23 protein-coding genes are annotated in these 23,141 nt (G+C 65.8%); 12 read left to right on the top strand and 11 right to left on the bottom strand.

Going from position 1 to position 23,141, the window contains the following annotated elements; genetic code table 11:
• The first annotated feature begins 74 nt into the window (after positions 1 to 74).
• Positions 75 to 782 (top strand): hypothetical protein, encoded by a 708-nt coding sequence (locus tag KXD96_RS21895; RefSeq protein ID WP_260739766.1) that lies wholly within the window; start codon positions 75 to 77, stop codon positions 780 to 782.
• Positions 779 to 1,678, top strand: coding sequence for an enoyl-CoA hydratase/isomerase family protein (locus tag KXD96_RS21890; protein ID WP_260739764.1), 900 nt, complete (start codon positions 779 to 781; stop codon positions 1,676 to 1,678). The genes KXD96_RS21895 and KXD96_RS21890 overlap by 4 nt, the downstream gene beginning before the upstream one ends.
• 19 nt (positions 1,679 to 1,697) lie before the next feature.
• Here the strand turns inward: KXD96_RS21890 and KXD96_RS21885 are convergent, their stop codons facing one another.
• The gene (locus KXD96_RS21885; protein WP_260739760.1) at positions 1,698 to 2,510 is read right to left on the bottom strand and encodes a TetR/AcrR family transcriptional regulator; all 813 of its coding nucleotides are present in this window, start codon (positions 2,508 to 2,510) and stop codon (positions 1,698 to 1,700) included.
• Between the two features lie 221 nt (positions 2,511 to 2,731).
• On the opposite strand from KXD96_RS21885, the gene KXD96_RS21880 reads away from it, so the two are divergent.
• The 8 genes from KXD96_RS21880 to KXD96_RS21845 all read left to right on the top strand — a co-directional run bounded on the left by KXD96_RS21880 (position 2,732) and on the right by KXD96_RS21845 (position 11,556).
• Positions 2,732 to 3,529 (top strand): SDR family NAD(P)-dependent oxidoreductase, encoded by a 798-nt coding sequence (locus KXD96_RS21880; RefSeq protein ID WP_260739758.1) that lies wholly within the window; start codon positions 2,732 to 2,734, stop codon positions 3,527 to 3,529.
• Positions 3,530 to 3,569: 40 nt separating this feature from the next.
• Positions 3,570 to 4,571, top strand: a complete 1,002-nt coding sequence (locus KXD96_RS21875; RefSeq protein WP_260739756.1) for a dihydrodipicolinate synthase family protein — start codon at positions 3,570 to 3,572, stop codon at positions 4,569 to 4,571.
• A 206-nt stretch (positions 4,572 to 4,777) separates the two neighbouring features.
• Entirely contained in the window at positions 4,778 to 5,620 is an 843-nt protein-coding gene (locus tag KXD96_RS21870; protein ID WP_260739755.1) for an enoyl-CoA hydratase, read from the top strand.
• Between the two features lie 30 nt (positions 5,621 to 5,650).
• Positions 5,651 to 6,853: an amidohydrolase family protein gene (locus KXD96_RS21865; protein ID WP_260739751.1), complete on the top strand. Its 1,203-nt coding sequence runs from the start codon at positions 5,651 to 5,653 to the stop codon at positions 6,851 to 6,853.
• Positions 6,854 to 6,864: 11 nt separating this feature from the next.
• On the top strand, positions 6,865 to 8,487 hold the full coding sequence (locus tag KXD96_RS21860; RefSeq protein WP_260739749.1) for an acyl-CoA synthetase: 1,623 nt from the start codon (positions 6,865 to 6,867) through the stop codon (positions 8,485 to 8,487).
• Positions 8,484 to 9,314, top strand: a complete 831-nt coding sequence (locus KXD96_RS21855; RefSeq protein ID WP_260745491.1) for an amidohydrolase family protein — start codon at positions 8,484 to 8,486, stop codon at positions 9,312 to 9,314. The genes KXD96_RS21860 and KXD96_RS21855 overlap by 4 nt, the downstream gene beginning before the upstream one ends.
• Before the next feature lie 2 nt (positions 9,315 to 9,316).
• Positions 9,317 to 10,363, top strand: a complete 1,047-nt coding sequence (locus KXD96_RS21850) for an acyl-CoA dehydrogenase family protein (protein ID WP_260739748.1) — start codon at positions 9,317 to 9,319, stop codon at positions 10,361 to 10,363.
• Complete coding sequence (locus KXD96_RS21845) at positions 10,363 to 11,556, top strand: acyl-CoA dehydrogenase family protein (protein ID WP_260739747.1); 1,194 nt, start codon at positions 10,363 to 10,365, stop codon at positions 11,554 to 11,556. The genes KXD96_RS21850 and KXD96_RS21845 overlap by 1 nt, the downstream gene beginning before the upstream one ends.
• A 28-nt stretch (positions 11,557 to 11,584) precedes the next feature.
• Here the strand turns inward: KXD96_RS21845 and KXD96_RS21840 are convergent, their stop codons facing one another.
• Positions 11,585 to 11,758 (bottom strand): hypothetical protein, encoded by a 174-nt coding sequence (locus tag KXD96_RS21840; RefSeq protein WP_260739745.1) that lies wholly within the window; start codon positions 11,756 to 11,758, stop codon positions 11,585 to 11,587.
• 11 nt (positions 11,759 to 11,769) lie between these two features.
• Positions 11,770 to 13,227 carry an NAD(P)/FAD-dependent oxidoreductase gene (locus KXD96_RS21835; RefSeq protein WP_260739744.1) on the bottom strand — a complete coding sequence of 486 codons (1,458 nt, stop codon included), beginning with the start codon at positions 13,225 to 13,227 and terminating at the stop codon, positions 11,770 to 11,772.
• Between the two features lie 190 nt (positions 13,228 to 13,417).
• On the opposite strand from KXD96_RS21835, the gene KXD96_RS21830 reads away from it, so the two are divergent.
• Together KXD96_RS21830 and trxA are read left to right on the top strand one after the other, a co-directional pair.
• On the top strand, positions 13,418 to 13,798 hold the full coding sequence (locus KXD96_RS21830; protein ID WP_260739742.1) for a carboxymuconolactone decarboxylase family protein: 381 nt from the start codon (positions 13,418 to 13,420) through the stop codon (positions 13,796 to 13,798).
• A gap of 103 nt (positions 13,799 to 13,901) precedes the next feature.
• Entirely contained in the window at positions 13,902 to 14,276 is a 375-nt protein-coding gene (gene trxA / locus KXD96_RS21825) for a thioredoxin (RefSeq protein WP_260739740.1), read from the top strand.
• A gap of 182 nt (positions 14,277 to 14,458) precedes the next feature.
• Here the strand turns inward: trxA and KXD96_RS21820 are convergent, their stop codons facing one another.
• The 8 genes from KXD96_RS21820 to KXD96_RS21785 all read right to left on the bottom strand — a co-directional run bounded on the left by KXD96_RS21820 (position 14,459) and on the right by KXD96_RS21785 (position 22,987).
• Positions 14,459 to 15,604, bottom strand: coding sequence for a thiolase family protein (locus KXD96_RS21820; RefSeq protein WP_260739738.1), 1,146 nt, complete (start codon positions 15,602 to 15,604; stop codon positions 14,459 to 14,461).
• Positions 15,605 to 15,661: 57 nt separating this feature from the next.
• Entirely contained in the window at positions 15,662 to 16,876 is a 1,215-nt protein-coding gene (locus KXD96_RS21815; RefSeq protein WP_260745490.1) for a CaiB/BaiF CoA-transferase family protein, read from the bottom strand.
• A gap of 22 nt (positions 16,877 to 16,898) precedes the next feature.
• On the bottom strand, positions 16,899 to 18,122 hold the full coding sequence (locus tag KXD96_RS21810; protein WP_260745489.1) for a cytochrome P450: 1,224 nt from the start codon (positions 18,120 to 18,122) through the stop codon (positions 16,899 to 16,901).
• 98 nt (positions 18,123 to 18,220) lie between these two features.
• Positions 18,221 to 19,063: an SDR family oxidoreductase gene (locus tag KXD96_RS21805; protein ID WP_260745488.1), complete on the bottom strand. Its 843-nt coding sequence runs from the start codon at positions 19,061 to 19,063 to the stop codon at positions 18,221 to 18,223.
• A 14-nt stretch (positions 19,064 to 19,077) separates the two neighbouring features.
• Positions 19,078 to 20,730, bottom strand: coding sequence for an acyl-CoA synthetase (locus KXD96_RS21800; protein ID WP_260739736.1), 1,653 nt, complete (start codon positions 20,728 to 20,730; stop codon positions 19,078 to 19,080).
• 30 nt (positions 20,731 to 20,760) lie between these two features.
• The gene (locus KXD96_RS21795; protein ID WP_260739734.1) at positions 20,761 to 21,381 is read right to left on the bottom strand and encodes a PaaI family thioesterase; all 621 of its coding nucleotides are present in this window, start codon (positions 21,379 to 21,381) and stop codon (positions 20,761 to 20,763) included.
• Complete coding sequence (locus KXD96_RS21790; protein ID WP_260739732.1) at positions 21,378 to 21,998, bottom strand: cysteine hydrolase; 621 nt, start codon at positions 21,996 to 21,998, stop codon at positions 21,378 to 21,380. The genes KXD96_RS21795 and KXD96_RS21790 overlap by 4 nt, the downstream gene beginning before the upstream one ends.
• Entirely contained in the window at positions 21,995 to 22,987 is a 993-nt protein-coding gene (locus tag KXD96_RS21785) for a Rieske (2Fe-2S) protein (RefSeq protein ID WP_260739731.1), read from the bottom strand. The genes KXD96_RS21790 and KXD96_RS21785 overlap by 4 nt, the downstream gene beginning before the upstream one ends.
• Positions 22,988 to 23,141 lie beyond the last annotated feature (154 nt).

Here is a 23,141-nt window from a genome sequence, read left to right as displayed (position 1 = left end):
TACGCTGTATAAGTTAGCAGGGTACGCTGCCGCCGGAAATAGCCGGGCCGGAACCCAAGCGAAAAGAGAGAAGCATGGCCTTGCAGGAGGGGCGAGCGGACGGGCGGGCCGCACCCGAGTCGACGCGCACCGGCGATGCCAGATTCGGCGAACAGCCCCTCGCCCAGACCGTGGCCGCCGCCGGTGCCATGCGGCGCCTGAGCTCGCTGCTGCTTTCACTCGAACATCCGCATCCGACGGTCGACACCATGGTGGCGAAGTTTGCGGAATGGGAGCGCGAACTGTCCACCGCGGCCCCGGTGGACACTGCGCCGCGCATCGGCGAAGTCGCCGACGATCCCCGGCGCGTCTATCTCAACCACGCGACCGATATCGGCGCCTACAACCCGTGCTTTCCGGAGTATCGGTTCGACCACCTCGATGCCGACAAAGCAACCGGCCGGGTCGACTTCCCCCTGCTCTACGAGGGCCCACCGGGATTGGTGCACGGTGGCTTTCTGGGCGTCTTCTTCGACTGCGTCATCCAGCACCATAACTGCGTCACTGGCCTGTCCGGCAAGACGCGGTCCCTGGTCGTGACGTTCCGCCGACCGACGCCGGTGTTGACCGAGCTGCGATTCGACATCGCCCGTTCGGAGATCGAACGCGGCATCGCATCGACGGCGCGGCTGCTGCTCGACGACGAAGTGCTGTGCACCGGTGAGGTGAACACGTTGGCGTCACCGCCCGAAAAGCTGGCCGGGTTTCAATTCGGCAGGCGCCGAAAGGAGTCCGATACATGACTGCCCCGAACTCCTCGGACGATCGCGTGCTGTTCGAGATCGACCGCGACCGTCGCATCGCCACGATCACGCTGAACAATCCGTCGCAACGCAACTCCTACGACGCCGCGATGCGCGAGGCCGTCGCCCGCTGTCTCGACCGGGTGGCCGACGACGACGACCTGACGGTGGTGTTGTTGCGGGGGGCCGGCGGCGTCTTCTCCACCGGGGCCGACATGAACAACGCGTACGGCTGGTACGGCAAGCAAAGCCAGGCCGACGGCGACGACGCACGGGCCAAGCGCCGCCCCAGTCAGCGCCGGCGACTCACCGTGGATCGCAAGTCTTTTGGCTTCTACCACAACTTCATGGGCTTTCCCAAGGTCACGGTGGGTGAGATCGCCGGCTATGCGCTCGGCGGTGGCTTCGAGATGGCGTTGATGACCGACATCTCCGTGATCGCGCGCGACACGAGGATCGGCATGCCGGCGACCCGGTTCCTCGGCCCCGCGCTCGGCAGCCTGCACATGTTCTTCCACCGGCTGGGTCCGGTGCTGGCGCGGCGCCTGCTGCTGACCGGCGACGTCATCGAGGCGGGCGAGGTCGAACATCTCGGAATCTTCACCGATACATGCGATTCCGCCGCCGTCTCAGCGCGGGCGCGGTACTGGGCCGAGAAGGCGGCGAAGATGCCCGCCGACGGAGTGGTCATCGCCAAGGAGGCGTTCCGTCTCGTCGAACAGAGCCAGGCCTACCAGGGTGAGGAAGTCGCCAGCTATCTCTTCCACGCGTTCGGCACTAACCTGCAATTCGGGCCGGGCGAGTTCAACTTCGTCAAGACCCGCGCACAGCACGGGACCAAGGAAGCGTTTCGGCTCCGCGACGAATACTTCGACGTCCCGGAACCCGAAGTGTGATAAGTCGATTGGGCTCGGGCTAGCGCGCGGGCGGTGCCTTCGTCCGCGCGCGCGACCCGGGCGACTTGGCCGCCTTGCGTGGCCGTGACGGCGCCGCCTTGCCGCCTTTGGATCCCTTACCCTCCTCGATCAACCGGCTGGCGTGGTCGAGGATGCAGCCGAGTCCGTACTCGAAGTTGGTTTCGTCGGGGGCGCCGATGCGGTGACCGATCCGGCTCACCTGAGCCAGCAGGGGGGTCTTCTCGGGGTCGATGGCGACGGCGTCCTCGATCGCGCGTGCACCCTCATCGGAGGATTGGTTCTTCTCGTAGAGGCGCTGCAGCACCACCGACCCGCGGACGTGCACCGAAACCGCCGAGTAGGTGTCGAAGGCATCCTCGGGCGACAGGCCGGCCTCGACCAGGTTGGCGATCGCCTTCTCCATCTCCTCGGCACCCATCCGAGCCGCCCTCGGGCTGAGCGCGGCGCGAATCAGGATCAGGTCGCACAGAATTGGGTTGCCCATGAACGTCTTGCGCATCAGGCGCGCGTGGTTACGCAACGTCTCGCGCCAGTCACTGGCCTCGACGTAGGGGGTGGCGAACACATACTTGCTCAAGGCACGGTCGGTCATCGCGTTGAGCAGGTCGTCTTTCTTGCGGAAGTACCAGTAGATGCTGGTGACGCCGACACCGAGATGTTTGCCCAGCAGCGGCATGCTCAGGTTGTCGATCGACACTTGCTCCGCGAGTTCGAATGCGCCACTGATAATGTCATCGGGGTTGATGGATCCGCGCTCGCGTCGTTGACGCTTATCGGCGGTAGCCTGCTTTGCCACTACGGGCACCTCCATCGCGATGTATCCTGTGCATGCGGTCGGGGAGCCGTGCCAACTCACCTGCGCACACGTAGGCGTGTCGCCGCTCGACGATGACCGTCAACCGGCCTTTCGTGCGCTTTTCCATCTGCTACTGTAATACCTATCGTAGGCTTTTTGGTAACAGCGGCTGGACGGGCGAAAATGACCGGGCTAAAGCCATTGAACGAGTCACCCGATGAGCCACGGGAATTGCCATGGATTTAGGCCTGGCCAATGCCGCAACGGTGGTCGTCGGCGGTAGTCGTGGGATGGGGTTGGCGGCCGCCCGTTGCCTCGCCGACGAGGGCGCCCGGGTGGCGTTGGTCGGCCGTAGCCGCGACGCGCTCGACTCCGCGGTTGCGGACTTGACGGGGCGCGGTAGCGCGGATGCCCTCGGACTGGTCGCGGACATCGGCGATGCCGGGCAGGTTGACGAGGCATTCGCCGAACTCGACCGCCGATGGGGCGGCGAACTGAACGTGCTTGTCAATACGGTCGGGCCGGGCGCGGCGGGCACCTTCGATGATCTGACCGACGAGCAGTGGCGCCAAGCCGTCGAAGAGGGCGTGATGGGAATGGTGCGTTGCGTCCGCGCGGCACTTCCGCTGCTGCGCAGCGCGCCATGGGCGCGGATAGTCAACTTCTCGGCGCACTCGACCCAGCGACAAAGCGTCATGCTGCCCGCCTACACGGCGGCCAAATCGATGTTGACGAGCGTCTCCAAGAACCTGTCCCTGCTGTTGGCCAAGGACGAAATCTTGGTCAACGTGGTGTCGCCCGGCAGCATCGCGTCCGAGTCCCTGGTCGGTTGGGCGAAGTCGGTGGGCGTCGACGGCGACGATCCCTACGCGCTAATGGACGCGATTGCCAAGCACTTTGGCCATCCGGCGCACATGCCCCGGGCGGGCCTGCCGGAGGAGATCGGACCCGTGGTCGCCTTCCTCGCGTCGCGGCGCAACTCCTACATGACGGGGGCCAACATCAACGTCGACGGTGGTTCGGACTTCACGTAACCGCCCGCAAGAATGCACGGCTGAGGACAAGGAGTCGACTGTGGCAACGGCAAGCGAGGCGCGTGCCTGGGCGCGCGGGGCATTGCGGGGAATCGGCGACTCCCTCTACACCCCGTTCTGCGGCCCGGATGGCGACAACATCGACTGGGAGGCGTACCGCACGCTGGTGCGCTACTGCGTCGGCGACCTCGGGCACCCGATGTTGTGGTGCACCAGTGGGCTGTCCGAATTCTGGGCGTTGACCCTGGACGAACGAAAACGCTTGCTGGAGGTCGCAATCGAGGAGGGACGCGCCGTCAATCCCGACGTCGTCGTGCAGGCGTGCACGGCGGCCATGACGGCCAAGGACTGTGTGGACTTGACGCTGCACGCCCAGGAGGCCGGCGCCGACATCGCCTACATCCAGACGCCGATGATGGAGGCGCATGGCGGCGAGGGCGTGCTGCGATTCTTCAAGTACGTCGCTTCGCGTACCGACATCGCGCTGGGCATGTTCAACTCGCCCTCATCCGGCTACGTGCTGACGGCGGCGGAAAGCGCACGGATCTACGACGAGGTGCCCGCGGTGTGCGCCACCAAGGAGGGCGCCTTCCGGCCGGCCAGCAGCCGGTTGCTGCACCAGTTGGCGCCGGGCCTGGTGCTCTGGGAATGCGACAAGACGGTGTATCGCGCGGGATGGCTGCGCGACGGGATCGTCTGCCCGGCACAGCTGGGCACCGCGGGCTACCTGTTCGAGACGCCGCAGCGGCGATTGTTCTCCCAGTACTGGGATTTGGTGCAAAACGACAAGCTGCTCGAGGCGATGGACTTCGGCCGTGAGTCGGGCCTGGACCAGTTCGACCTCGATGTCGGGTCCTGGTGGACGTGCTACCCGGGGCGGCCGGACTACTTCACCCACTGGGGTGGCGCGTTCAAATACGCCGCCTCGCTACTGGGCTTGCCGATAGGTGCGTATCCGCATTCCCGGCCTCCCCAAGCGGAGTTGCCGCCCGAGGCCAAGGCGCAGATCGAGGAGGCCTACCGCCGTCTCGGGCTCATCTGAACGTAGCGGGTTCGTCGGCGATACGGGACGATTCGCGGTCGCGCCCACCGCGGTCCAAGGTGGGGTCCTGTAAGCCGAAATCCGCTGTTCGCCCGGGGTTCGCGGGGGTGCGGAGGCAGTTGTGGAAAACAGTACCGATAGGTATACAGTATGCGTACAAAATATCGCGGGATCCGTCGGCAAGTCGTGAGGAGGTACCGGGGGAGATGTCCGGCAGCGACGGCGCTTCCGAGGACGCGGTGCTCTACGAGGACACAGGCACCGGCGTCGCGATTCTGACCTTCAACCGCCCGGACCGCCTCAACGCCTGGGGGCCAGACATCGCCGGCGGGTTCTACTCCGCGATCGACCGCGCCGAACGGGACCCGGCCATCCGGGCGATCGTGCTGACCGGCCGGGGCAAGGGTTTTTGCGCCGGCGCGTATCTCGGTACGCCGAGTTCCGCACCCTCCTACCGCGACACGATGGAGAGGGCGAGTCAGACCAACCTCGCCGACTTGGTCGGCGAACGCCCGCCGCACTTCGTGACCACGCTCCGCAAGCCCGTCATCGCGGCCATCAACGGCGCCTGCGTCGGCATCGGCCTGACCCACGCGCTCATGTGCGACGTCCGGTTCGCGGCGTCCGGCGCCAAGTTCGCCGCGGTTTTCGCTCGCCGCGGACTGATCGCCGAGTTCGGCATCTCCTGGATCCTGCCGCGCCTCACCACGTGGGGTGTAGCCCTGGATCTGCTGCTCAGTGGCCGTACCTTCCTCGCCGAAGAGGCGGCCGAGCTCGGTCTCGTCAAGGAAGTGGTGGAGCCCGAGGAGCTGATGAAGCGCGCGCTGGACTATGCCGAGGATATCGCCCGCAATTGTTCGCCGGCTTCGATGGAAGTGATCAAGAGGCAAGTGTACGGCGACGCCACGCGCGACGTCGTGGACGCCACGTCGCGAGCCGAGGTCCTACTGCACGAGGCGATGCCGCGGCCGGACGTGATCGAAGGCATCACCAGTTTCCTCGAGAAGCGGCCGCCGCAGTTTCCCTCACTCAACTCGACCGACGCTTAGTGTTCGCCGGTAATGCCGGAAAGGATGATGATGGCCACTTTGGGGTACCAGGCGATTGACGTCGACAACCACTACTACGAGCCACTCGACGCTTTCACTCGCCACCTGGACAAGAAGTTCAAACGCCGCGGCGTGCAAATGCTCAGCGACGGCAAGCGCACCTGGGCCGTGATCGGGGACCGGATCAACCACTTCATCCCCAACCCGACCTTCGACCCGATCATCGTGCCGGGCTGCCTCGACTTGTTGTTCCGCGGCGAGATCCCCGAGGGCGTCGACCCGGCCTCGCTGATGAAAGTCGAGCGCCTGGCCAGCCACCCCGAGTACCAGAACCGCGATGCGCGGATTGCGGTGATGGACACCCAGGACATCGAAACGGTGTTCATGCTGCCGACTTTCGCGTGCGGCGTGGAGGAGGCGCTCAAGGCAGACATCGAGGCGACGATGGCTTCGGTGCACGCGTTCAACCTGTGGCTCGACGAGGACTGGGGCTTCGACCGGCCCGACCACCGAATCATTGCCGCGCCGATCATCTCGCTGGCCGATCCGGTCAAGGCGCTCGAAGAGGTCGAGTTCGTGTTGGCGCGAGGCGCCAAGCTGGTGCTGGTGCGGCCGGCGCCGGTGCCCGGTGTCGTGAAGCCCAGGTCGCTGGGGGATCCCAGTCACGACCCGGTGTGGGCCCGGCTGGCCGAGGCGGGGGTACCGGTGGGCTTCCATTTGTCCGACAGCGGCTATCTGCACATTGCGGCGCAGTGGGGCGGCAAAGCGACCTTCGAAGGGTTCGGTGAGAAGGACCCACTGGACACGGTGCTCCTCGACGACCGTGCCATCCACGACACGATGGCCTCGATGATCGTGCACGGCGTTTTCACCCGCCACCCCAAGCTCAGGGCGGTCAGCATCGAAAACGGTTCGTACTTCGTGCACCGGCTGATCAAGCGCCTGAAGAAGGCGGCCAACAATTATCCGCGGCACTTCCCCGAGGATCCGGTGGAGCAGTTGCGCAACAACGTGTGGATCGCCCCCTACTACGAGGACGATTTGGCGGAGCTGGCCAATACCATCGGTATCGACAAGATCCTCTTTGGCTCCGACTGGCCGCACGGCGAAGGCCTGGAGTCGCCGGTGTCCTTCGTCGAGGAGCTCAACGGCTTCAGCGAATCCGATATCCGAAAAGTGATGCGCGACAACGCCCTCGACCTGCTCGGCGTTCCTGTCGCGTCGGGCGTCTAGCCACTCGCGCTATGAGTGAATGGACTGTGGGCGCCGTTCTGGACGCCATCGCGGACGTGGTGCCCGACCGCCTGATGACCGTGTGCGGCGACCGCAAAAGCACGTTCGCCGAATCCGCGCGCCGCACCAACCGATTGGCGAACTACCTGGAGGCCAAGGGTTTCGGCGTCTACGCGGCGCGTGACGAGTTGCAGCGGTGGGAGTGCGGCCAGGACCGCATCGCGCTCATCATGTACAACGACCTATACCCCGACATGGTGATCGGATGCCTCAAGGCGCGCACCGTCCCGGTCAACGTGAACCACCACTACTCGCCACGGGAAATCCGCGACCTGCTCGACTACGTCCGCCCCCGGGGCATCATCTATCACCGTTCGCTCGGCGCCCGGTTCGCCGACGTGTTGCCGCCGGCCGGAACCGAGCTGCTGATCTCCATCGACGACGGCAGCGCCGCTCCCCAACTGCCGAAAGCGATCTCGCTCGACGAAGTCCTGGCGGCCGCCAGCCCGGACCGAGAGGACGCGGGTTCCCCGGACGACCTCATCATGATGTGCACCGGTGGAACGACGGGACGCCCGAAGGGTGTTCTGTGGCGACAGAGCGACATGTATGTCTCGTCGATGGTGGGCGCCGACCATGCCAGCGTCGCCGAGATCCACGACAAGGTGGCCGGCGGCGGGCAGCCGTGGTTCGCCGTCTCTCCGCTCATGCACGCCGCCGGCATGTGGACCGCCTTCTCCGCGCACTGCGCCGGCCTGCCGGTGGTGCTCTACGACGACCGCAACAAGCTGGACGTACGGTCGGTGTGGGAAACCGCCGAGCGGGAGAAGGTGGGCATGATGACCATGGTGGGTGACGCGTACGCCGGGCCGCTGATCGCCGAGCTACGCGCGCGCTCCTACGACCTGTCCTCACTGCAGGCGATCGGCACCGGCGGCGCCGCGACGAATGCGAAACACAAACGCGCACTGATGGAATGCCTGCCACACATCACCATCATCGAGGGCTACGGGTCTTCCGAGAGCGGCAACATGGCGTTCGGGCACAGCCGCGAAGGGAACGCCAGCGAGACCTTTCAGCCCAGGGACGGGGCCACCGTGGTGTCGGCCGATCGCAGCCGGTTCCTGTGGCCCGGTGAGCGAGAGGTTGGCTGGGCCGCCCGGACCGGCCGCATTCCGCTCGGCTACTTCGGCGATCCCGAGGCCACGCAGCGGACCTTCCCGGAGATCGACGGCCGACGGGTGGTGCTACCGGGTGACCGGGCGTCGCTGGAAGCCGACGGCACCATTCGCCTGTTCGGCCGCGATTCGCTGGTGGTGAACACCGGTGGCGAAAAGGTTTTTGTCGAAGAGGTCGAGGAAGTGCTCCGGGCGCAGCCGGGCGTCGTCGACGCTTTGGTTGTGGGGCGCCCGAGCGAGCGGTGGGGCGAAGAGGTCGTCGCTCTCGTCGCGACGCACCCCGACGCCCGCCCCACCCGTGACGCCCTGTACGGCGCGTGCACCACGCAGCTGGCGCACTTCAAGGCGCCCAAGGACTTCATCTTCGTCGAGCAGATCGAACGCCTGGGCAACGGCAAGCCCAACTACCGTTGGGCGAAGCGCCAGGCAACGGCAAAGGCGCCGATGTCGACATGAAAGCCATTGATTGCCTGGTCAACGTCCACTTCGGCGAGACTGAGAAGCAGCCGGCATGGATGCTCAAGGTGCGTGACGATTACTTCAAAGGTCCGCAGTCCATGTTCGAGCCGGTCGAGTTGTCGCAGCTGCTCGACGAAATGGACACTCAGGGTGTGCGCAAAGCCATCTTGATGGACAACCTGGCCAAGCCATCGGTGACCGCGCGCAAATTCGTCGAGGAGAAGCCCGAGCGTTTCGCCCTGGCGATGGGAGGGGTGAACCTGTTGCGGCCGATGCCGTCCCTGCGGGAACTCTCTTCCATCGTCAATGATTTGCCCGTCGCGTATGCCGCTGTCGGACCCAGCTTTTGGGGTGATGGTCAATACCCACCCAGCGACGCCGTCTACTACCCGCTATACACCAAGTGCGCCGAGCTCGAGCTGCCGCTGTGTATCAACACCGGTATTCCCGGGCCTCCCATCCCCGGGGAGGTACAGAATCCGATCCACCTCGACCGGGTCTGCGTGCGATTTCCGGAACTGAAGCTGTGCATGATCCACGGGGCGGATCCTTGGTGGGACATAGCGATCAGGTTGTTGATCAAATACGCCAACCTGCGCCTCATGACGTCGGCGTGGTCGCCCAAGCGGCTGCCGGAAAGCCTGCTGCACTACATGCGCACCCGCGGCCCCAACAAAGTGATCTTCGCTTCCGACTGGCCGGTGCTGAAAATGCGCCGCGTCGTTCCCGAAGCGGCCGGGCTCGACCTGCCCGCCGACGTGCTCGAAAACTACCTCTACAACAATGCACAAGAATTCTTCTTCGGTCGCCAGGAGGAACGCTGAGTATGGACCGTTACGAGCTACGCAGGCTCGACTACAGCCTGACGTCGGATCACGAGGCGTTGCAGGCCGCGTACCGCGATTTCTTCAAGACACATTGTTCGATCGACACCGTACGCGCCGCGGAGGAAACCGGTTTCGACAAGAACCTGTGGGAGCGGTTGTGCGCCATGGGCGCAACGACCATGGCGCTCCCGGAGTCCGCGGGTGGCGACGGTGCCACGGTCGTCGATCTGACGTTGGTCGCGGAGGAGATTGGCCGGTCGCTGGCACCGGTGCCGTGGGTCGACCAGGTCTGCACGGCGCGGTTGCTGGCTCGACTGGGCGCGGCGGAACCCGATGTGGTGCATGGCAAGCGACTCGTCGCATTCGATCCGCAGCACGACAGCGCCTCTGGTGCTCGCCTCATCCCCGCCGGGTCGATTGCCGACCAGATCATCGTGCGCGACGGCACGGACGTCGTTGCGCTGACGTTCGGTACGCGCCCGACGAAGGTTGACAACATCGGCCGGCTGCCGATGGCCTGGGTGGATCCGGCGACCGCCGACACCCGCACCGTGCTGGCCAGTGGATCCGACGCGTTGGCGGAATATCAACGGGCGCTGGATGAGTGGCGGGTGCTGACGGCCGCGGCGTTGGTAGGTCTGGTAGAGGAGACCATGACGATCGCGGCCGAGTTCGCCAAGACCCGCTACACGTTGGGCGTGCCGATCTCGACGCTGCAGGGCATCTCTCATCCGCTGGCCAACATCGCGATCACCGTGCAGGGCGGCCGCAATCTGGCGCGGCGCGCGGCCTGGTTCTTGGATAACGAGCCCCACGAGCGTCCGGAACTGGCGCCCTCGGCGTTCGTGTTCATGGCGGAAGAGGCAGCGAAGGCGGCGACCATGGCGGTGCATGTGCAAGGTGGCCTTGGTGTTTCGGCGGAGGCGGCCGCGACGGCCTATCTGGTGCGTGCCCGTGGCTGGGCGCTGGCCGGTGGGGATCCTGGGGCGAGCGCCAAGTACATAGGCGAACTCGTCGCCGCACGCGAAGGTGGAGAGGGAGCATAGTGGATTTCTCACGAGTCACGCTGTCCGCGGACGATCAGCATTTCCTCGAAGAGGCGCGCGAATTCCTGCGCACGCACGTGACCGAAGACGTCAAGCGCCGCGACCGCGAAACGGGCGACAACTTCGACGAAGGGGTGCACCTGGCGCTGGGTGCCGCCGGCTATCTCGAACGCGAATGGAAGCCGGAGGCCGAGGGCGGCTTCACCAGGGTGCGGCGCCGCATCTGGGAGCTGGAGAAACGGCGTGCGCACGTGCCCTGGGTGACCTGGGGTACCACCGCCATGGTGGCGCGTTCCGTCGCGAAGTTCGGCTCCGCCGAGCTACGCGATGAGGTGCTGCCGGGCGTCTTCAGCGGGCACATCCGGCTCTGCTTGGGCTACACCGAACCCGAGGGTGGATCCGATGTTGCCACCTGCAAAACCCGGGCGGTCCGCGACGGCAACGGCTGGATCATCAACGGGTCCAAGATGTTTACCACCGGTGCGCACAACTGCCAGTACGTCTTCCTGATCACCAACACCGATCCGATTGCCCCGAAGCACAAGAGCCTGACCATGTTTTTGGTTCCCCTGGACTCCCCGGGCATCGAGATCCAGGGTATCCGCACCGTCGACGGTGACCGCACCAACATCGTCTACTACAGCGACGTGCGTGTTGACGACAAGTATCGCCTGGGCGACGTGAACGCTGGCTGGACGGTGCTGCGCGAGCCGCTCAACGTCGAACACGGGGCGGTGGCGGCCGCCCCTGACGGCCTGCAGGACGTGTCGATCATGATGCACCAGGCCAGCTTCATGGCCGACGCCGTGGACAAGGCCGCCGGTAAAGTGGCAGAGCGGGACCCCAACGGACGCAGGCTCATTGACGATTCGGCGGTGGCGTACCGATTGGGGCGCAGCGCGGCACGGATGGAGGCGGCGCTGAGCGCGCCGAGCATCTACGGCCGGGTCGCCATCGCCCAGACGATGCGCGACATCTCCCCGGACCTGATGGACCTACTCGGCACGGCGTCCGCCTTGCCGCTCGGCACAGACGGCGCGGCCGACGACGGCGCCGCCGAGTACGTATTCCGATTCGCACCGTTGGTCGGGATCTACGGCGGCACCCTGGAGGTGTTCCGGAACATGATCGCGCAGTACATGCTTGGCCTGGGCAAGCCGGCTTACGCGCCGCCGGTCAAGAAAGCCTCGTGACCCGTCGCCACTCTTGACCGGCCCCTCGTCAGCCGTGGCCGTAGATGATCCGCAGCATCTTGAGGTTGATGCGGATGAAGCGTCCGAACTGGACGAGGATATTCTGACGCATCCGCAGCGTCGCAGGGGTGGGCAGCGGTGCGTCGGAGATGCGCTCGGCTGTCAGCGCATTCACGTCTGAATAGTTGTTTCCGTCGTCCATTGGAGTGCCTTTCACTCAGGGATCAGCCACCAGAATGGGCGGGCTTTCGCCTTGTAGATGAAGAGGTAGTGCAACAGCAGCTTGATCCAGTGGCCGGCAAAGCCGAGCTCACCGGAGGTGCCAGCGATGTCACGCCCCGTTTGGGGATACTTCACCGGATCGGGGACAACCGGGAACATCGTCATCGCCGCGGCCGAGCCCTCACGCAAACCGGTTCCTGCCGACGCGACGCACGCGGCGCCCATGCTCGACATCGAGGCGCGGTGCGCAACACTGGCCGTTCCCTTGGTGATCCGATCGCGAATCGTCGCAGCGACCGTCTTGGCCATGATGCCCGACGGCATGCCGGTGCGCGGCGGGCTGGGCGTGATGACCGTCCCGTTGGGGCTCGTGCGGGGCCGGGAGATGGGATGCGGGGGCGCAAAAGCGATGCCCGGCGCGAAAATGTTCGGGTAGGCCGGAGACTCGTACGTGTGCGGCCAATCCTCGGCGGACCACTCGTCATAGGGCTTGCTGGAGTAGTCGGCGTCGACCTTCATGAAGCCCGACGGTGCGAACAGGACGGAGCTGATGTCGTTGCCGCGCTTGTCGTATGCCGCTAGGTCGGCTCCCCTGAACGGAGGTAGCAGCATGGCGAAGTCGAAGTCCAGCTCGTGCTCTTTGCCGTCGAGTTGCTCGTAGCGCAGCTTGCCGTCCATCACCTCATGGACGGCCGCCTGCGTGATGGCCCTGACGCCGCGCTCGCGGAACAGCGACTCCGTCCACAGCCGACTGGACTGCACGAAGCCCTTCTCGACGAAACTCATGCCGCCGACGCCGAAGTCGCCCAGTTCGTACTCGTTGGTGAGGTAGACGATCTCGGCGAGGTCTCGCACGCCGGCCGCACGCAGCGTGTGCTCGACGTTGAAGGCGTACTCGAACGCCGCACCCTCGCACGTGCAGGTGCCGTGTCCGACGCCGATAACGAGGCGCTGCTTCTCGCCGGCCTTCAATCTGGCGATGATCCGGTCGAGCGCCTCGGCCGCCTCGACGGCGTGGGCTGCGGTGCACACCGAGTAGGAATGGCCGGCAGGGCCGAGCCCGGGAGTGGCCCCGAAGTTCAGTCGCGGTCCGGTCGCATTGATGAGGTAGTCATAAGTGATCGTGCCGGTTTGGCCGTCGCGCTCGTCATCTGTGTAGGTGAAGTCCACCGATGGTGCCGACTGCTCGTCGGTGCCCTCCGGATGGATCGCCGTGGCGAGCGCCTGATGAAACACGATCCCCTTGCGCCGGTAGATCGGCCCGAGTGGGATCAGTACCTTGGCCGGATCCATCCGGCCCACGCCGACCCAGATGTTCGACGGGATCCAGTTCCAGTCGGCGTTGGGAGAAATGACCACGACCTCATGACTGCGGCCCAGCCATCGGCGCAGGTGCAGCGCGGCGGTGTGCCCGGCGATTCCAGCGCCGAGGATGACGACTCGTGCCATTGATGCTCCTCTGTCGAAATTGGAGACCTTGCTCCTCGTCGGGAACACCGGGTGCTCCGAGGCCAGATTGCGCTCAGCGACGAGGTGTTCCTAGGGCCGATGGACCCTACTGGCGGAGGTCTATGTGCACCAAAAGAGAAATTCGGCCGACCGGAGGAATACCCATACCCGTATAGGTATTATTCGAGGTATGACGGAACACAACCACTACCAGCACGTGCTGGACGACCTCAACCCACAGCACCGCGCGCTGCGCAAGATGATCCCTGATGTGTACCGGGGTTTTGCCGAGATGAGCAATGGCGCACTGACCTCGGGCGCCTTGGACAAAAAGTTCAAGGAGCTGATCGCGATGGCGATCGGGGTCGTCGCCGGGTGCGACGGTTGCATCGCCTCCCACGCCCAGGGGGCGGCTCGCGCCGGCGCATCCAAGGAAGAGGCCGCCGAGGCCATCGGCGTCAGCATTCTCATGCACGGTGGGCCGGCCACGATCTACGGTGCCCGTGCCTACGCCGCTTTCTGCGAGTTCGCCGACAAGGCCTCCGATACCGGCCCAGCATCGACCCAGTGATCGCGCACGGTGACATGGGTCCTGGTTAGACCAGTGCCTCCACGCCGCCGGACCCGTTCAGCTCTAGATTTCGCCGTAACCCCGTACCCCGAAAGGAACAACCATGACCGTAAAAACACTGACCCTCGCCGATTTCGAGTCGACGGTACTGGCGAGCCCGATCGTCCTGGTCGACTTCTGGGCCCCTTGGTGCGGGCCATGCCGGGCTTTCGCGCCCGTCTTCGAACGGTCCGCGCAGGACCACTCGGACATCGTTTACGCGAAGGTAGACACCGATGCAGAGCGCGAACTGGCGGCGACGGTGGGCATCCGCTCGGTTCCGACCCTCATGGCATTCCGCGACGGCATTCTCATCTACAGCCAGCCGGGAGCGATGTCACCAGCGGTGCTCGACGACTTGATCGACCAGATCAAAGGTCTCGACATGGAGAGGGTCCGTGCCAAGATCGCTGAGCGCAAAGCTGCGGTGAAGGCATAGTGGCTCTGCCACTTCGCCTGAATTGCCGGTGACCAACGATGTGTTACCCCGTGCGCTGTCGCCAGTGCGGCAAGATCACCTGGGCGGGCTGTGGCGCGCACGCCGAGAGTGTGATGACACGTGTGCCCACCGATCAACGATGCACGTGCAGCCATAGCATCGCCAGATAGCGCACGCCGTCGTCAGGTTGTCAGGATGGTCGCCGCGGCGGTGCCCGGCGCCCCGTAGAGCTGAGCGAACCCGACTCGCGGCTCACCGGGTACCTGTCGGTCGCCCGCCTCGCCGCGAAGTTGGCGGACCAGTTCGTGAATCTGGCGCAGACCCGACGCCCCGATCGGCTCGCCGTTGGCGATGAGGCCGCCGTCGGTATTGACCGGCATCGTGCCGGAGATTTCGGTAGCGCCGTCGGCCAATAGCTTTTCCTGCTCGCCGTCGGCGCAGAACCCGCACTCGGCCATGTGGATGATTTCCGCCCCGGCGTCGGTGTCCTGCAGCTGGATGACGTCGACGTCCTGCGGCGCGATGCCCGCTCTTTCGAACGCGGCGCGCGACGCGTACACCGTCGGGGACGCGTCCTCGTCGACCGGAGCGAAGGTGGTGTTGACTTCGTAGGCGCCATACCGGCGAGTACGCACCTCGACCGCCCGCAGGAAGACCGGCGTGCCGGTGTAACGGTGAGCGATGTCCGCCCGGCACATCACCACGGCGGCGGCGCCCTCGTCGGGCGCGCAGAACATGTACTGGGTGAGTGGGTAGTTCAGCATCGTCGAGTTGAGGATGTCGTCTTCGGATATCGGCTTGCGGCGAAAGGCGTTGGGATTCAGCGCCCCGTTGCGGAAGTTCTTCGCGGCCACCTTGGCCAGTGTCTGCTGCGAGATGTCGTGGTCGTGCAAGTAGCGGTTGGCCTTCATGCCGAAAAACTTCGTCGTCAGGTACTGCCCATTCTCGGCATACCAGCGTGGCATGCCCACCAGCGCCGGGTCCTCGGTGAAGGCGCCGCGTGGGTGTTTGTCCAAGCCGATGGCGATCCCGATGTCGTAGTCGCCCAGCCGGATACCGTCGGCGCACGCCTTGGCGGCGCTGGCTGCGGTCGCGCACGCATTGAACACGTTGGTGAACGGGATGCCCGACAGCCCGACCATGGCCACGATCGCGTCGGGGTTGGCCACCGTCCAGCTGCCTCCCGTGGCGGCTTGGATGTCTTTCCACTCGATGCCCGCATCGGCGACCGCAAGTTGGATCGCGTCGGCGGCCATCTCCATCGCGGACTTGCCCTCGAAGCGGCCGAAGGGGTGCAGGCCGGCACCGATGATGGCCACGTCATTCATGAGCGCCGCCCTCCCCCGCACGCGGGTGGTGCCCCCACTGCATCGTCGCCGGCGCGGTCACGCAATAGCTCCCGATTCCTTCAGTTCCTCGATGCGGTCCCAATCCATGCCCAGTTCCATCAGCACGATTTCGGTGTGCTCGGAGGGTTGGGGCGCCCGGGTGGTCTCCAGCGGCTCGTGGTTGAACTGCACCGGACCGCGCACGACGCGGAAAGGCTTTCCGCCGCTGGCGAGCTCGACCTCGCTCACCATGTCGTTGGCAAGGGCCTGCTCGTCGTCGATCAGGTCGAGGAGGCTCTGGAACGGCGCCCATTGACCCTTCATCGTTTTAAGGTGCTGCCGCCAGTAGTCGAAGGGCTTGCCGGCGAAGGCCTTTGCGATCAGTTCGGCGGCCGCGTCGGCGTTTTGTATCAAGGGCAGCACGTCACAGAAGCGCGGATCGTCGGCCGCCTCGGGGATGCCGAGGTGCTCGAACGTGTCGCGGATCAACCCGGTCGGGCTGATGATGCACAGGTTGATCGTGCCGCCGTCGGAGGTTTCGTAGTTGCCCATGAAGGGATTGACCGACGGCGCGCCGGCACCCGGCATGGGCGTGCGCATCACCTGTCCGGTCTCCATGCCCTGCGTGACGCTCGCTCCCGCCGCCCACCAGGCGGTGCTCAACAACGACACATCCAGCTCGACGGCTTCGCCGGTACGCTCCCGATGCAGCAACGCGGCCGAGATGCCGCCGGCGATGAACATGCCGCCGATGGAGTCGCCGAACGCGGGAATGCCTTGTCCCAGTGCGCCGCCCAGTTCCTCCGGCGTCAGCGCGTACCCGATGCCGCTGCGTGTCCAGAACGCTGTCCCGTCATAGCCGCCCACGTCGCGCTCCGCGCCCTTGTCGCCGTACGCCGAACCGCGCGCGTAGACGATGTTCGGGTTCACCGCGCGAATGTGCTCCACGTCGAACTTGTGCTTCTGCCGTTGCGCCGGCATGTAGTTGGTGAGGAAAACGTCGGAGGTCTTGGCCAGTTCGTAGATCACTTCCTGACCGCCCGGCGTGGACACGTCGATCCCGACGCTGCGTTTGCCCCGGTTGGGATGTTCCATCAGGGGGTGCCGCTCCGGATCGAGTTGGATGCCACCCATGTTGATGAAGCCACGCTGGGTGTCGCCGCGCAGCGGGTGTTCGACCTTGATGACGTCTGCCCCCCAATCGGCCAGGATGGCGCCCGCCGCCGGGACGAAGGTGAATTGCGCAAGTTCCAGGACCCGGAAGCCCGACATGACTTTGACCATTTTCGGGACCCTACTTGGCGTCGAACGTCACGGGAAGCGCGGTCGGCGAACGGAAGGGCTGGCCGTGGATGTGCGGGTCGTCGTCGGTGAGCAACCTGATGTTGGTCACCCGGTCCAGCAGGCATTCGACCGCGACGCGGGTTTCCAGCCGGGCCAGGTGCAGACCCAGACACGTGTGCTCACCGGCGGCGAAGGAGATGTGCGGCACGTGCTTGCGGAAGATGTCGAACTCTCCCGAACGTTCCCAGCGCCGCTCGTCGCGGTTCGCCGACCCGATGCACACGCCGATCACCGAGCGCGCCGGAATCTGGACGCCTTCCAGCTCGGTGTCCTCGGTGGTGAACCGCTGCACGGTGGTCAGCGGTGTCTCGAAGCGCAGCCCTTCCTCGATCGCCTGCGGCAACAGCCCGCGGTCGGTCTGCACCGCGGCGAACTGGTCCGGGTGGGTGAGCAGCAGGTACAGCAGGTTGCCCGACGACCGGTAGGTGGTCTCCAGCCCGGCCGGCAACAGCAGCCGCAGGAAGGAGTAAATGGCTTCGTCGCTTAGCTTTTCGCCGTCGATCTCCGCAGTGACCAGGTCGCCGATGATGTCCTCGGTGGGCTGGGACTTGCGCTGTTCGATCTGCTCGACGAAGTAATCCTTGAGCGCCGCCGACGCCTCGAAGGCGCCTTCGTAGTTGACGTGGTAGCTGATCAGCTGCACGGCGCGCTTGCGGAACGTCGGCAGGTCGTCGGCCGGCAGCCCCAGTAGCTTGGCGATGACGCGGGTGGGGAATTCGAAGGTGAATTGCCGGACCAGGTCGGCTTCGCCGGTGTCGATGAACTCGTCGATCAACGCGTTGCAGATCGGCCGGACGATGGTGTTCTCCCAGCGGGCCAGCGCCTTGGACTTGAACGCCGCGGACACGAGGTTGCGGTGATCGCGATGCTTCTTGCCCTCCATCGCCAGGATGGTCGGTCCCATGAAGAGGCCGATCGTCTTGTCGTACGGCGCGGAGCTGAACACCTGGCCGTCGCGGAACACGGTGTTCACCGCATTGAAGGACATCGCGGAGTACTCGCGCTTGGGCATCAGCGACTCGGGAGTCTTGGAATAGTCCAAGACCGTGCCGCGGAACACCCCGGACTCGTTACGCTTCCGGGCGAAGAACGGGTAGGGATCACGCAGGTCGACGGTCTGGCCGTCGGCACCCGCGGCAGCGTGAACGTTGGTCGTCACCTTGATCTCCAGCATCTTCAGCGTGAACGGCAAGCCCTTGCGTAAGATCGTACTGTAATTCTTACAGTAGACAATATGGCGGACTTGCCCGAAGTTGCTCGTGTCCGAGCGCCTCAGCGAGCGGAGTGGGCCGAGCCGGAGTTGGTCAACCTGGCGGCGCGGGCCAACAGGCCCGTGTAGCCTGCACCGAACAGGCGGGGCAGGGCCGCCATCGCTCGTCCATCGGGGCCGATCAGGATTCTGGCGTGGTTGCGCTCGGCGCCGCGAAGAATCAGGCGGGCCGCCTTCGCTGCCGAGGTGAGCGCCGCACGGTCGAACAGCTTGGCGGCGAGGTCGGGGTCCTCGGCGCCCGCGGTGCGCATATTGGCACCGAAGTTGGTGCGCACGACACCCGGATGCACGCAGTGCACCGTCACCGGGCGGCGTTCGATGATCATCTCCTGGCGCAGCGCCTCGGTGAAGCCGCGCACCGCGAACTTCGAAGTGCTGTAGGCGCCTTGATAGGGAATCGCGATGAGGCCGAAGGCGCTGGACAGGTTGACCAACCGCGCGGGCCGTCGGGCGGAACCGGACTGGATGAGTTGCGGCAGAAAGGCTTTGGTGCCATTGACCACCCCGCCGACGTTGATGCCGATGAGCCAGTCGTAGTCCTCCCAGGACATGTCCGCCACACCGGCGAACAGGTCGACGCCTGCATTGTTGAACAGCATTGAAGCGGGCCCGTATTCGCGGCGCACGTCTTCGGCGAAGGCCGACACCGCCTCGCGGTCCGCCACGTCGACCTGGTACGTCGTGACATGGCCGGGCGGGCAAGCCGCCTGGGTTTCCGCCAGGCCATGGGGGTCGATGTCGGAGGCCGCCACGTGCGCACCGCCGCCGGTGAGCGCGCTGGTCAGTGCGCGACCGATGCCCGAGCCGGCGCCGGTGACCACGGCAACGCGGTCCCGGTACCTCATGGCCTCGTCGCCGCTCACCCGTTCACCGCCTGCTCGCGCGCCCACCGGTAGTCGGCCTTGCCCGAGGGGCTGCGCTCGATGGCCGCGCGGAACACGATCGCCTTGGGAAGCTTGTATCGAGCCAACGATTGCGCGGCGTGTGCGACCAACTCTTCGGCGTCGGCGCGGGCGCCCTGGGCAAGCGCGACGACGGCAACAACCTCTTGGCCCCACCGCTCGCTGGGGCGCCCGGCCACCAGCACGTCGGCCACAGCGGGATGCGACGCGATCGCGGTCTCGACCTCCTCGGCGAAGATCTTCTCGCCACCGGAGTTGATCGTCACCGAATCGCGGCCCAGCAATTCGACGCTGCCATCGGCGTGCTGGCGGGCCCGGTCGCCGGGAATCGCGTACCGCACCCCGTCGATGACGGGAAATGTCTTGGCGGTCTTGGCCGCATCCCCCTTGTAGCCCAGCGGAACGTAACCGCGCTGCGCCAGCCAGCCCATTCCGTCGTGGCCCGGTTCCAGGATGCTGGCCAGATCCTCGGCCGCCACGAACGTGTCTGGTCCGGCGTTGAAGGTACCGGTCGAGACCGCGCCCGACGTCGACATGTGGTGCATCTGCGCGCCGGTCTCCGAGGATCCGACGCCGTCGACGACGACGGCATTCGGCAGGACCTCGATCAAGCGCTGCTTGACGTATGGGGTGAGCAACGCGCCCCCGTTGGCGACCACGGCCAGCGACGACACGTCGGCGATCCCTTTCTCGATGGCGGTCACCAGCGGGCGGGCCATGGCATCGCCGACCACCGTCACCACCGTCACCCGTTCGCGTTCGATGGTGCGGACGACATCGTCGGCGTCCAAACGATCGACCACCGAGGGGAAGACGACCGATTGCCCGGTCGTGATCGCCGTCATCACACTCCACTGGGCCGCGCCGTGCATCAGCGGCGGCAGGATCATCAGCTTGGTGCCGGGGCCGGCGGCCGCGCCCGCCGCGATCTCCTCGACGGACCCGAACGGCTCGCCCGTCATCAGGTTGCGGCCACCGAAGGACGTCATGAAGATGTCGTGCTGGCGCCACAGCACGCCTTTCGGCATTCCCGTCGTGCCGCCGGTGTACAGGACGTACAGGTCGTCGGGCGAATGCTGCACCGGCAGTGGCCCCGGCGCGCAGGACGCGAGGGCGGCCTCGTAATCCACCGCGCCGTAGATCAATTCGTTGCCCGAGTCATCGGCGATCTGAATCAGCACCCGCAGCTGGGGAAGATCCGGCAGGATTTCGGCCACCCGCGGCGCGAACGCGGCGTGGTAGATCAGCCCGGTTGCCCCCGAGTCCGCCAGCAGATACTGCAACTCGCTCTTGACGTAGCGGAAGTTGACGTTGAACGGGGCGACCCGGGCCCCGAACGCGCCGAGCAACGCCTCGACGAATTCGTTTCCGTTGTAGGCGTAGACACCGAGCAGGTCCTGGCCGGCCTCATGGCCGGGCAGTGCGGAGCGTTCGGTGTGGCACCCCAGCCCACGGGAATGCAGGTACGCGGCGAGGCGGTGCGACCGCTCGACCACCTGCTCGTAGCTGTACCGCCGTTCGCCCTGGATCAGCAGCTCCCGATCGGGGATTGTGGCCGCAACGGCTGCCGCGACGGCCGGGACCGTGAATTGTGTTGCCGTGTCGGACATCAGGCCTCTCATGTAGTCACGCTCGCGCTTTCACGGCTGGTGGGGGAGCAGTCGGACCATCAGGCCGTTGGCTTCGGTGAGCAGCGTACCGTCGGCGGCGGTCATGGTAGCCGAGATGAAGATCTTCCTGCCGTCGATATCGGTGATGCGGCCGCGGGCGGCCAGCGGCTCGTCGATCGGGGTGATGTTTCGGTAGTCGACGTGCAGGTATGCCGTACGGGTGGGTGGAGTGCCGGCTGTGGAGACCACCATTCCGAACAGCCAGTCGTAGAGCAGGGGGATCATGCCGCCGTGCACGGCGTTGTTTCCGCCGACGTGCGATCGGGTGAAGTGTCCGGCCATCGTGACGCCGTTCGGCCCGGATTCGGTGATGGTCCAGGGCGGCAGCAGGGGATGACCCAGGCCCGGCAGTTCGATGACCCGGCCGGCCGGCGCCATGCCTTCGGGCACCTGATGGCCGTCCAGTAGGGCGCAGGCTTCTTCGACGTGCCGGGCCGCGGTCGTCCATGCCGAGCTGTCCGGATTGCTGGCGAGGGTCAGATCCTGCAGGCGGCGCATCGCGTCGACGAACCTGCCCAGTCCGGGCGGCGCGTGCTCGGCCGGCTTGATCTCGGGAAATCCGCCGCGCACGCCGGGTGCGGTCTCGGTCATCGCCGCGTCCATGTCTGGAGCAGCTCGTCGGTGGTGGTGATGGTCGCGAGCAGCGACAGGGTGTTGGCGATGATGGCCTCTCCGTACTCGGTGGGGATGCCGGCAACGGCATCCCGGGGAACGATCACGCGGTAGGCGGCATTGACCGCATCCATGACGACATTGGGGATGGCGATGTTCAACGACACCCCGACGACCACGATGGTGGACACCCCGAGGTTGCGCAGTACCGCGTCCAGGTCGGTGCCGCCCATCGGCCCAACGCCGTGCCACCGGCTCAGCACCAGATCGCTTGGCTCGGGACCTAATTCGGGTAGCACCGCCGCACCCGGAGTGCCCGGGGTGATGTCGACATGACCATCTCCCATGGCGAAGATCTTGGCGTTGTGGTTGGACCCGAGCCCGTCGGGCCGCCGCTGCACCAAGCAGTGCACGACGCGTACGCCGGCCGCACGGGCCACGGGCAGCAGCCGCACGATATTGGGCAGCGCGACCCGGCGGGCCTCCTCGGCCAGCATCGCCAGCCCGGCGTTGGGGCCGATGACCGCTCCCTGGCATTCCTGTGTGACGATCGCGGTGTGCTCGGGCGCCGCGATTTCGGTGAGGTCCGGTGTCATGCCGGCACTTCGTAGAACTGCGTCGCCCACTTGCGCAGTGCCATGTACCCTTTCGCGTCCACCTTGGACAGCGCCGGATGCTCGACGTACTTCTGGTAGCGCCAGATCTGCAGATCGTCGAAGACGGTGGACAGGAACTGCGTTTCGATCACGTCGCGTAGCTTGCCTTCCGGCACGGCGGAGTCATCGCCCGGGACCCGCGGCCACCAGATCGAGTAGAACAGGTCCGAGCACTCGTCATCGACCGGCGTGCAGGTGAAGATCAGCCGATGGTTCTGCGCGCCCTCGAAGACGCTGATCGCCCCGCCCAGGCCGAACAGGTGGCTGTGGAACCGCAACGCGAGGTCCTCGGGGTTGTCGCTGCGCGCGTCCGGCCAGCCCGCGACGAACTGCCACTCGTGGTCGACGATCTTCCAGTCCAGCACTCGCGGCGTCACCGTGGCGTGGTGCACGTATTCGAAATGTGCGCTGTCGGGAGCGTTCTCCGCGACGATCTGCGGATGCACCGGCTCGCGTTCGGCGCGCCGGGAGAACTCCGGGTACGCGCGGTAATAGGCCGCCGGATCGGTTTCGAATTGCGGAAACTTCTTGAAGATGTCCGGCATCTCCCACTGCGGCTCCTTGCCGTCCGGCTGGTGCCAGATGAACACGCAGTCGTACTGCTCACGTACCGGGTACACCCGCAGCCGCAGCGCGCGGTTGGGCCGGTCCGGTTGGTAGGGGATGTACCGGTTGGTGCCGTCCGGGCCCCAGCGCCAGCCGTGGAACGGGCACTCGACGCAATCGCCCAGCACCTTGCCGCCGTGGCCGATATGCGCGCCGAGGTGTCTGCAGTGCGCTTCGAGAACGTGCAGCTCGCCGGACTCGTCGCGGTAGGCGACCAGGTCCTCGCCGAAGTAGCGCAGCGGCCGCACTTCGCCGACCGGAAACTCGGGCGACCACCCGACCATGAACCACCCGGTGACCTTCCAGGTGAATGGCACTTTCACGTCGACGCCTCCGATTGCCTGATACTAAGCCCGTTACAGTATAGATTTCAGCAGTCCGGCCCGTGCACGGCAGGAGCGAAATGACACAGGCGGCTGACGAGCTGCAAGAGCGGTGGTGACGGTGGACGCTGACCCAGGCCTCGACGTCATCGTC

The organism is Mycobacterium sp. SMC-2, assembly GCF_025263485.1.
Lineage (GTDB): Bacteria > Actinomycetota > Actinomycetes > Mycobacteriales > Mycobacteriaceae > Mycobacterium.
This window is presented reverse-complemented; position numbering and strand designations above follow the sequence as displayed.